The 8,485-nt window shown below is 57.0% G+C and carries 9 protein-coding genes and 1 pseudogene; 5 read left to right on the top strand and 5 right to left on the bottom strand.

Features of this window, described 5'->3' with window-relative positions:
• The 5 genes and pseudogenes from JCM12296_RS40500 to JCM12296_RS30405 form a co-directional block, all read left to right on the top strand.
• Positions 1–301: DUF5714 domain-containing protein (locus JCM12296_RS40500; protein WP_218188365.1), on the top strand; the 301-nt coding region annotated here is incomplete at its 5' end.
• A gap of 440 nt (positions 302–741) precedes the next feature.
• Positions 742–1,302, top strand: a pseudogene (locus JCM12296_RS49715) (aldehyde ferredoxin oxidoreductase N-terminal domain-containing protein); the annotation flags it as partial.
• Positions 1,303–1,595: 293 nt separating this feature from the next.
• A complete protein-coding gene (locus JCM12296_RS48420; RefSeq protein ID WP_308417254.1) occupies positions 1,596–2,282 on the top strand; it encodes an aldehyde ferredoxin oxidoreductase C-terminal domain-containing protein in 687 nt (228 codons plus the stop codon).
• A gap of 1 nt (position 2,283) precedes the next feature.
• A complete protein-coding gene (locus JCM12296_RS46305) occupies positions 2,284–2,727 on the top strand; it encodes an aldehyde ferredoxin oxidoreductase C-terminal domain-containing protein (RefSeq protein ID WP_306304172.1) in 444 nt (147 codons plus the stop codon).
• 66 nt (positions 2,728–2,793) lie between these two features.
• The gene (locus tag JCM12296_RS30405) at positions 2,794–3,327 is read left to right on the top strand and encodes a 4Fe-4S dicluster domain-containing protein (RefSeq protein ID WP_054700895.1); all 534 of its coding nucleotides are present in this window, start codon (positions 2,794–2,796) and stop codon (positions 3,325–3,327) included.
• 99 nt (positions 3,328–3,426) lie between these two features.
• On the opposite strand, the gene JCM12296_RS30400 is transcribed toward JCM12296_RS30405, so the two are convergent.
• From JCM12296_RS30400 to JCM12296_RS30385, 5 genes are all read right to left on the bottom strand, one after another.
• Complete coding sequence (locus JCM12296_RS30400) at positions 3,427–4,182, bottom strand: IclR family transcriptional regulator (protein ID WP_054700892.1); 756 nt, start codon at positions 4,180–4,182, stop codon at positions 3,427–3,429.
• 174 nt (positions 4,183–4,356) lie between these two features.
• Positions 4,357–5,145 (bottom strand): amidohydrolase family protein, encoded by a 789-nt coding sequence (locus JCM12296_RS30395; protein WP_172684190.1) that lies wholly within the window; start codon positions 5,143–5,145, stop codon positions 4,357–4,359.
• Between the two features lie 162 nt (positions 5,146–5,307).
• Positions 5,308–5,874, bottom strand: a complete 567-nt coding sequence (locus JCM12296_RS48415; protein ID WP_157068032.1) for an ATP-binding cassette domain-containing protein — start codon at positions 5,872–5,874, stop codon at positions 5,308–5,310.
• Positions 5,795–7,195 (bottom strand): ATP-binding cassette domain-containing protein, encoded by a 1,401-nt coding sequence (locus JCM12296_RS30390; protein WP_157068031.1) that lies wholly within the window; start codon positions 7,193–7,195, stop codon positions 5,795–5,797. Before JCM12296_RS30390 ends, JCM12296_RS48415 begins: the two co-directional genes overlap by 80 nt.
• A gap of 26 nt (positions 7,196–7,221) precedes the next feature.
• Positions 7,222–8,322 (bottom strand): THUMP domain-containing class I SAM-dependent RNA methyltransferase, encoded by a 1,101-nt coding sequence (locus tag JCM12296_RS30385; RefSeq protein WP_422699194.1) that lies wholly within the window; start codon positions 8,320–8,322, stop codon positions 7,222–7,224.
• Between the last annotated feature and the right edge of the window lie 163 nt (positions 8,323–8,485).

Genomic DNA, 8,485 nt, shown 5'->3' with positions numbered 1-8,485 from the left:
CAGTGTGATCACCGGTGCGACCGCCTTTGCCGGCGAGGCGCGCCACCTGGCGCTCACGGCCACTTCGTACTCCGCTTCGCACATGCTCGGCGAGCAGCCGCCCTGCGGATTGCGCGAATCCAGGACCGCCGCCATTTCAGCCACCGAATTCATTCGTGACTTCCTTCAGATCGACCTGCCGCGCAATCGGCGAATCCGTTGTGTGCAGTTGCTCCGCAACAACACCTGCGCCGAAGAAAAATGCCCCTTCTTCGTCTCTTATGGATCGCATGATCTCTCCGCTTCCTACGTCGATGGCTGATGTCATGCCTCGGCGGGGTTCCGGGAAACATCCCACGGGTTTCTTCATCACCTCAGGAACCGGCCAGGGTCGATAATCGGGCCACCAGCCTAAAAAGGCGTCTCATCCCCCTTCCTTGACAGACGCACGACACGTTTGCACAACCCCGATTCCACAAATATCTCCATACAGAACTCCTCTGCAAAAAAAATCATTCACCTCGATCGTGGCCCGATTCATTTCCGGGCATTATTATCTACAGATAGAATAAAATAATGGGTCGGGCGACTTTTGTGTTGACATATAGCTACTATGTAGCCTATCTGTATCTACTGATAGATAATCCAAATGGGGTGGTCTGATTTTATCGACCGTCCATTGAGATCATTGATATCACACGCCAACGGATCATGGGGCTTTCTCGGAATAGCCACGGATTCAGGTGATGCAAAAGGGGGAAAATGATGCGATACGCCGAAACTGGATTCAATTTAGAAATCGATCTGTCTTCTGGCAATATCGAACGGGTCGCCACCGACCCGAAAGACACCGAACTTTATCTGGGCGGACTGGGAACCAACGCCAAAATCCTATGGGACCGGGTTCCTCCCGAAGTCGAGCCCTTTTCGCCGGACAATCTGCTGATTTTCAGCGCCGGCCTGTTGTGCGGCACACCGGCCACCGGCTGTAACCGGACCATCGTATCGACCATCTCTCCCCAAACGCAGCTCATGGCCTTTTCCATGATGGGCGGTTTCTTTGCACCCGAGCTGAAGTTTGCCGGTTATGACAAGGTCGTCCTGCGCGGCAAATCCCCGGGCTTGGTCTATATCTGGATCAACAACGACACCGTGGAAATTCGGGACGCCGCCCACCTGCACGGTAAAGGCGCCATCGAAACCGCCGAATTGATCAAAAAGGAGCTCGACGAGCCCAAGGCCCAGGTGGCGGCCATTGGCCTGGCCGGCGAAAACCGGGTCTATTTCGCTTCCATCGAACAAGGCCGCTCCAGTGCCAGCCGTGGCGGCATCGGCGCCGTCATGGGCGACAAAGGGGTCAAGGCGGTGGTGGTGCGGGGAACCAAAGACCTCAACCTGGCCCGGCCGGCGGAATTCATGGGGCTCTGCAACGAGGTTCTCGAATACATCAAGTTCCGCGAAGAGAATCCCATCCCCGGCGTCATGCCGATTCTGGCGGGCCTCGGGTCCCCCCAGGAGATGAAAGTCCACGACGAGAAATGGCATACGGAAAACTTCATGTGGGGAAACTCACGCACGCGCCGCAAGGATTTCTGGACCGACGAGGTTGCCGAAAAGTGGACCGATACCATGGAAACGGCCCGCACCCGTCTGATCAGCTGCTTCAACTGTTCGATGAAATGTGGCGCAACCATCGACATGCCCGGCCAGCCTACCTTTATGATGAAATGCTTCACCAAACTGACCTATACCATGGCGCCCATGCCGATCTCGAATTCGGTCTGCGCATCGCCCAGAAGGCCACCGAATACGGACTGGACGGCTTTTCGGCCCCGCAGGTCATGGCCTTTGCTCTGGAACTTTTGGAACACGACATCCTCTCCGCGGACGACTTTCCCGACATGCCCGAGGATAGCCAGGGACGGTTCTTCTACCTTTTGGAAAAAATTGTTCGGCGCGAGGGTATCGGCGATATTCTGGCCAATGGGACGTACTGGGCGGCCCAGGCCATCGGCAACGGCGCCGATGCATTTGCCCACAACACCATCAAGAAGCACGAGCAGCTGCCCCTCAAGCTCTCCATGCTCAACCCGATTTATTTCCTCATGTATTCCACCGGCGAGAAGATCAATATCACCCAGATCGAGGGCCAGTTTCCCCAGGCGCCCTTCCCCAAAAGGGAGCAACGCGAGGAATTCGTCAAAGACTGGATCCAGGTTCCCGATGAAAAATTCAAGCAGTACTTCCTGGATTGGGAACCCGGGGTGAAAACTCGATCCCCTACTATCCGACCGTGCAGATGACCTGCGAGATCGTCGACTGGCAGGAACGCATGCACTATATCGACGACGCCTGGGCCAATGCGCCGGCCTGTCCTCGTTCCCGCTGAAGCCGCCCTATCATATTCACAATTATCCCAAGTTCATTTCCGCCGGCACCGGTATCGAAATGGATGAAGAGAAGCTGACCATGGCGGCCAAACGTTATCGCACGCTGGTCCGGGCCATCAACATCCGGCGCGGCATGCGCCGCAAGGATGAAGCGCCACCGGCAAACCACTGGAAAAAGCGCTTTCCGGAGCTCGAAAAGGAACTATTGGATACGTATTACAAGTTCAAAGGCTGGAACAATGATGGCATCCCCACCAAAGCATCTTTGCAGGAACTGGGCCTTGATCACGTGGCGGAAGACTTCATCCGCAGAGGCATTCTCCCGGAGAATGACGACACTTCGGCTGAAGCCGCCTAAGCGGCTGCTTGAAAAGCCCGTCCGAGCCCAATCACAATGCATCTTAATCCAAGGGGAGAAACCGCCATGGGTGAGAAAAAAAAGAAAATCATCAAAACCATAAAAATCGATGTGGACAAGTGCAACGGTTGTCGCGCTTGCGAAGTCATCTGCTCGGGCTTCCACGCCACCCCCAAATACAGCAGCAACAATCCGGCCAGGTCACGCATTCGGGTGATCCGCGACCCGTTCAGGGACATCTATGTACCCATCTATGCGGGTGAATATACCCCGGAGGAATGTGCCGGCAGGGACAAATATATTATCGGTGGCAAGGAGTACGACGAGTGCACCTTCTGCCGGGCCTCCTGCCCGTCCCGGGTCGAATTCAAGGAGCCCGATTCGGGTTTGCCCATCAAGTGCGATATGTGCGAGGGCGAACCGGAGCCATTGTGCGTCAAATGGTGCCTGGAAGGTGCGCTGATCTATGAAGAACGTGAAGAAGAGGTCGAGGAAGGCGACGAACAAAAAGAACTCGAAGTCAGCCTGGAGGCCATGGCCAGCAAATACGGCCTGCAGAAGATGATGGCGGCCTTCGCCGAGAAGGCTAAGAAGGAGTAAGCCATTTTTACGGGGCCGGCGCGCCGGCCCCGTATATGGCCAAATCGGTTGGGGTGCCAAACAGATCGAACGGTCCCCCCCCACGACACCTTGCGCGGCCTAAAGACGCCGGTTGATATCCTCGACAATCTGTTTCAACAGGGGATTCAGATTCGGAACGGCTTCCGGGCTGGTCTGGTGCTTCAAGCCCACGGCCCAGATGGCAGCCTCGATCTGGCGCCCTTTGGTTCGCAGGGGGACACCGACGGCCACCATCCCTTCGATATACTCCTCACGGTCAAAGGCAAGCCCCTCCTCGCGAACCCTCTTGATCTCGTCCTTGTAGCGCTTCAGGTCGATAATGGTGTTGGGCGTGTATCTTTTCAAGGTCACCGTCGAAAGCAACCGATCAATCTCTTGATCGCTGAGCAGAGACAGCATGGCCTTGATCCCCGCCCCGGCAAGCACCGGCATCTGCATGCCGATTTCGGAGGAAATCTTAATATCGTGGGCCGAATCGACCTTGTCGATCAACACGGTTTTCAAATCCGAGCGAATTCCTAAAAAAGCCGATAGCTTGGTTTCCTGATTGATTTTTTCCAGGAACGGATGGGCGACCTGGATCAGTTCGGAGCGCTTGCCGGATGCATTGCCCAGCACATAAAAGCGCGGCCCCAAGCCGAACTTGCCATCATCCAGTCCCTCCAGGACATCCAGTTCGATCAGGGTGTAGACCATATTGAAAACGGTGCTTTTGTTCAACGACAGTTGCCGGGAGATATCACTGATCCCCAAATGTTTGTCCGTTTTGGTGAGCAAGTCGAGAATGGCAAAACACTTCTCAACAGCGGGAACACGTTTAAAGGCGGGTGGCATGCAATGCTCCTATTGTTCTATATGTAGAAAGTATGAATGGTATATATAACGACCTATAATGATGTCAAGCGAAAACAAAATCTTCACGCTCCGACTTAAACATTGAGAGAAAGCGCCGACCTCATCATCCGGCATGCCGGGTCGCGTCGTCTCCATCGTCGCCCAAGGGCCGCACTACAATATCAGTGAAGCCGCGTTCCCACCGGCAACCAATTCCTTTTGGGCTGTCGTTAAAAAAGGGATATTGAGCAGATAGCTTAGCTCGGCGGCCTGATCGGTAAAAGGGCTGTCGGTGCCGAACAGGATTCGCTCGATGGGATGCCGGCGGAAAAACCGCTTAAGGGTCTCGGTTTCCATGATTTGCAGAACAAAGGCCGTATCCAGGTAGATTTCCTCGCCGAGCAGCAAGGCTTCGGTCTCCGCGTAATTGTCTTCTCCGCCCATGTGAGCGGCGATCATCACCATCTGGGGAAACAGGCGATGGATTTTAAGCAATCGATGCGGCAGGGCATGCACCGGCGGTGGCAATCCACGATCCAGCCCGGCATGGAACAAAACCGGGAATCCGATTTGCTGAGCGGCTTCATAAAAAGCGAACATACGGGGATCATCCACATAAAACCCCTGGTAGTCGGGGTGGAGTTTGACCCCCTTGAATCCTTCCGATCGCAGACGTTTGAGATCGTCGGTGGTCACCGCAAAGTCGGGATGCACCGTTGCCAGGGGCATCACCTGGGAATGCCGGCAATTGAGCAACCACTGGTTGACGGCGGTCACGTTTTCGGCCTTGGTCGTAATCCGACTGACCAGGGAGTAGGTGATTCCCGCCGTCTGCATGGAATCGACCAGTCCACTCAGCGTTCCATCCGTGTAATGCGGGATCTTGCCGCGACGCCACAGATCGTCCATGATGGCGGGCGCCCTGTGGCGAGGAAAGATGTGGGTATGGAAATCGATAAACATAACATCATTTTCTGTATTGTCGGAGAACCATCGTTGGCGGGCCATCGCCCACCGCATTCCCGCCACCACTGGCCATCCGCGTACGAAAGAGGCAATTTAAGCGCTCTTGCGCGGAAAGTCCATACCGAAGCGCAGGGTTCAGACTTTCTTGGCTTGTGCCCTTCAGCGGTTTTCCAGGGTTTCCCAGCGGACAAAGGCGTCTTCGAGGGCCTTTTCGATTTCAAGGAGTTCTTGCTTCACCGCCGCGATGGCTTCACCCTCCCGGCGATAAAAATCGGGATCGGCCATGGTCTGATACAAGGCCTGTTGTCTTTCTTCCAGTGACTCGATCTGTCCGGGCAGGGCATCGAGCTCACGCTGTTCCATATACCCCAGTTTCTTGCGGACCACCTCAGGTGTCTTTTTTTTCGCCACCGCCGCAGGTGGTTTCTCGGCTTTGGGGACAGAGGGGACCTGTCGCTGGCTGAGCCAGTCATCATAGCCACCGGCATAGCCCTCGATCCGGCCGTTGCCCTCGAAAACCAAAGTACTGGTCACCACATTGTTGATGAAGGCGCGATCATGGCTGACCAGCAGCACCGTTCCCTTGAAATCCAACAACAGCTCCTCGAGCAGCTCCAGCGTCTCGACATCCAGGTCGTTGGTCGGTTCATCCAGCACCAGGACATTGGCCGGCCGGGAGAACAGCTTGGCCAGCAGCAGGCGATTCTTTTCTCCGCCGGACAGCACCCAGACAGGCGATCGGGCGTTGGGGAGAGAAGAGAAAATCTTTCAGGTACCCGATCACATGGCGTCGTCTGCCCCCGACATCGATCATGTCACTGTCGGGGGAGACATTTTCCTGAACGGTTTTGTTTTCGTCCAATTGATCGCGCAACTGGTCAAAGTAGAGAATGTTCAGATGGGTCCCCGGTTTAATCGTCCCCGTTTGCGGCGTTAGGGCACCCAAAAGGACGCGAATCAGGGTGGACTTGCCGGCGCCGTTGGGCCCCAGGATGCCAATTCGGTCGCCGCGCATGACGGTGCAGCTGAAGTCAGCGATAATGGTGCGCGTATCATAGGCGAAGGAAAGCCCCTTGGCCTCGACCACGGTCTTGCCGCTCCGCTCGGCATCGACCAGGTTCATTTTCACCCGGCCGGTACGGTCACGCCGGCTGCGGCGGATTTCGCGCAGCCGCAAAAGCTCGCGAACACGCCCCTCGTTGCGGGTTCGCCGGGCCTTGATGCCTTGCCGGATCCAGGCTTCTTCGGCAGAGAGCTTTTTATCGAAACGGGCATTTTCCTTCTCTTCCGCATCCAAACGCGCCTGGCTGTGCTGCAGGTAGGCATCGTATCCACCGTTCCAGGAATATACCGTGGCGCGGTCGATCTCCAGGATGCGCGTGGCCAGCTTGCGGATCATCATGCGGTCGTGGGTCACCAACATCAGGGTTCCGTTCCACTTGAGCAGAAACGTCTCCAAGCGTTCGATGGCCGCCATGTCCAGGTGGTTGGTAGGCTCGTCCAGCAGCAAGAGATCCGGCTGGGCGGCCAGTGCCGCGGCCAGCAGCACCTGGCGTTTCATGCCGGCCGAAAAGGTACGCACCTCGCCTTCCAGGGGAAGGTTCATCTGGGACAGCGTACGTTCGATCTGCTGCCGAAGCGCCCAGCCGTCTTCCGCATCGATGGTTTGCTGCAGGGTGAGCAGACGCTGCTGGCGGGATACGTCCGTTTCGGTACCGGTTTCGTTCAGCCGGCAGAGCTGATGGTATTCGGCCAGGCGTGCGCCCTTGGCGCCCAATTGCCGGCAAACGGCCTCCAGTACCGTGCCCGTCAATCCCTCGGGGACCTCCTGGGTCAAACGGCTCACCACGATGCCCTGGGCCTGGACCATTTCACCGCTGTCCGGCGTCAAACGTCCGGCAATGATCCCCATGAGGGTCGATTTGCCGGTGCCGTTACGGCCCAACAAACAGATCCGCTCACCGGGAGCCACCGTAAGATCCACCCCTTCGAGCAGCGCTTCCGCACCAAAGCTGATTCCGATGCCACGTAGCGTAACCAGAGCCATTTGCCTATTTTCCTGTCACGGCCCGTTCAGTAGATCGCATACTTGACCACGCGGCCGTCCAGCCCGCCGTTGCGTAGCGGTTTTTTCCAGGCCGGTTTCAAACCGATGCGTTTGATCATCTCCCGGTTGCCGAAATAGATATAGGCATCGGATCCCTTGCAACGTTGTTTCAGAAAATCGCCCAACTGGCGGTAGAGATCTTCGAGGGGCGCCGCCCCCTGCAAGCGGATGCCATAGGGGGGGTTGCACACAATCGTATGGTTTTGGAGGTTTTCGATGCGGTTGAAGTCCAGTCGCAAGACATTGATCCCACGGGCATGGGGAAGCTGCTTGCAATTGGTCCGGGTCGCGGTAATCGCCTTGGGATCGATGTCGCTGGCACTGATGAGGCCTGTGGGCAATTTGCGGATCCGGCTGTCCATTTGTGCCTTGACCGAATTCCACGCCACGGGATCGTACTCGGGAAGCTGCTGGAACCCGAAAAAGGGACGCCGATATCCCGCCGGGATACGGCAGTAAGCCATGGCGGCTTCGAGGACCAGCGTGCCGGAACCGCACATGGGATCGGCCAACGGTCGCTCGCCGTTCCAGCCGGAAAGACGGACCATGGCGGCGGCCACGGTCTCCTGCATGGGGGCATCCACACTGTCAAGCCGGTACCCCCGCCGGTGCAAGCTGCCGCCGGACGTATCGATGCTGATGGTTCCCTGGTCTTTCTCGATAAAAAGATTGATCCACAGATGCGGATGGTGGGGGTCGACGTTGGGCCGCCGACCGAATGCGGCGCGGAACTGATCGACCACGGCATCCTTCAACGTCAATCCGGCAAACTGGGAGTGGGGAACGCGGCTGCCGGCCGTGCTGGCGAAAACGGCAAAGGTCTGTTCCAGGTCGAAATAACGCGACCAATCGATACTGCTGGCGGCCCGGTAGATGGCCTTGGCATCCGGACAGGCGAATCGTTTGATCGGCAATAGGATCCGTGTGCACAGCCGGGTGCCGTAGTTGATGCGGTAAAGCGCGGCCGGATCGGCCATGAAATGGATCCCCCGGCGTACCGGTCGAAGCCGGGCAGCCCCCAGTCCGGCGAGCTCCTCACGCCCCAGGGGTTCGAGTCCATCGGCAATTTGGGCGAAACAGGATGCTTTTTCGTCTCGTCGATCATACAGACAAATAGATTTTGGCAGACAAACAGATTTTGGGGGTCATGGGGCTGTTTTCCGCTTGGGTCTGGGCTTCGGGCCTGAGCGTGAACCCGAAGACCGGCCGCTGCTGGCGCGCGGATCGCGT

Source organism: Desulfosarcina cetonica JCM 12296 (assembly GCF_001311845.1).
In the GTDB taxonomy this organism is placed as follows: domain Bacteria; phylum Desulfobacterota; class Desulfobacteria; order Desulfobacterales; family Desulfosarcinaceae; genus Desulfosarcina; species Desulfosarcina cetonica.
The sequence above is the reverse complement of the archived record's forward strand: the minus strand, read 5'-3'. Positions and strand labels throughout refer to the sequence as shown.